This window comes from Streptomyces melanogenes (genome assembly GCF_014649795.1).
In the GTDB taxonomy this organism is placed as follows: Bacteria; Actinomycetota; Actinomycetes; order Streptomycetales; family Streptomycetaceae; genus Streptomyces; species Streptomyces noboritoensis.
Map to the genome: position 1 here is coordinate 1 of NZ_BMTS01000077.1, position 1,543 is coordinate 1,543.

Here is a 1,543-nt window from a genome sequence, read left to right on the forward strand (position 1 = left end):
CAACGCCGTTGCTTTTGCGGTTCGGGCTGGGTGTCAAGTGCCTGGTCATGGGGCGGGACCTCGGGTAGTTCCTGTGGTGTCGAGCCCAGGAACGAGTGCCCGGAGGTCCCGTGTCGGAGCAGTCTGCCAGCGTCGGGCGGTGCCCGACACCCCTTGATGTGTATGCTCCGGGTCATCTGGGCGAGTTGACCCAGATCATCGACCCCTGCCTGGTCGATGCCGTTGTCGCCGAGACCGCAGCCCGGGAGCAGCGGCTACGGCTGCTGCCCGCGCGGGTGGTGGTGTACTTCGTGCTCGCGCTCGCCGTGTTCGAGGGGGTCTCGTACGCGGGGGTGTGGGCGAAGCTGACCGCCGGTCTCGGCAAGGTGGTGACGGTCTGCCCGTGTGCGTCGTCACTGTCGCGTGCGCGACGCCGGTTAGGCACCGCACCGCTGCACCGACTCTTCGAGGTCTTGGCAGGCCCGGTCGCGCCCCCGGCTCGACGGGACTCGTTCTACCGCGGGCGGCGCCTGGTCGCCCTGGACGGCACCACCCAGTGCGTCCCCGACGATCCCGCCGTGACCTGGTGCTTCCCCAAGCACATCGGCGAGGTGAAGGAGTTCGGCTATCCGATGGTCCGCCTGGTCGCCCTGGTGGAGTGTGGCACCCGCGCCCTGCTCGACGCCGCCTTCGGCTCCGACCGCATCGGCGAACTGTCCTACGCTCACCGCCTGCTGACCAGCCTGGATGCCTCCATGCTGCTGCTGGCCGACGCCTACTACGACGCGGTGGACTTCCTCAACGCGGTGTCCGGGACCGGCGCCGCGTTCCTGCTGCGCTCCACCCGCAAACGCTGCCCCACCACCCGACACGCGCTCCCGGACGGCTCCTATCTGACCTTCATCCGCTCCCAGCACTACCGCGCCGGCCGCGGGTATGGCCGACGCCTGGAGGTCCGGATCATCGAAGCCTGGATCACCGTCAGTCTCGAAGACGGCACCCGGCGCACCGAGTTGTGGCGGCTGATCACCAGCCTGCTCGACGCCGATCAGTATCCCGCCCAGGAACTGATCGAGATCTATCACCGCCGCTGGGAGGCCGAGACCTGCTACTTCTCGCTGAAGTCGACCATCCTGGACGGCCGGATCCTGCGGTCGAGGACCGTTCCCGGTATCGAGCAGGAGTTGTACGCCCTGCTCACGGTCTATCAGGCCCTGATCCGCACCGCGGACGATCTCGTCTTCGTTCACGCGGAAGTACCCGCTCACCGCATCAGCTTCACGGTCCTGCTGCGGGCCGCCGCCGACACCATCGTCACGGGTGAGCTCCCGCCGATGACGGCTCCGGTCACGTTGGTGGGCTCCATCGGCCAGGCCGCCCTGGCCAACCTGCACCCGCCACGACCCCGCCACCGGCTGAAGGCGCGGATGCGTAAACGGCACAGCAAGTATCCCTTTACCCGCCACCGCCATCCCCGCAGGTGCATGCACTACAAGCTCCACACCGCGATCATCACGGACGGCATCCTTGACAAGACACCACCTGGCTAAACGCAATGGCGTTG

Annotated in this window: 1 protein-coding gene; it reads left to right on the forward strand. The window is 67.7% G+C overall.

Going from position 1 to position 1,543, the window contains the following annotated elements; all coding sequences use genetic code 11:
- The first annotated feature begins 158 nt into the window (after nucleotides 1–158).
- The gene (locus IE252_RS42805) at nucleotides 159–1,529 is read left to right on the forward strand and encodes an IS4 family transposase (RefSeq protein ID WP_268248478.1); all 1,371 of its coding nucleotides are present in this window, start codon (nucleotides 159–161) and stop codon (nucleotides 1,527–1,529) included.
- Nucleotides 1,530–1,543 lie beyond the last annotated feature (14 nt).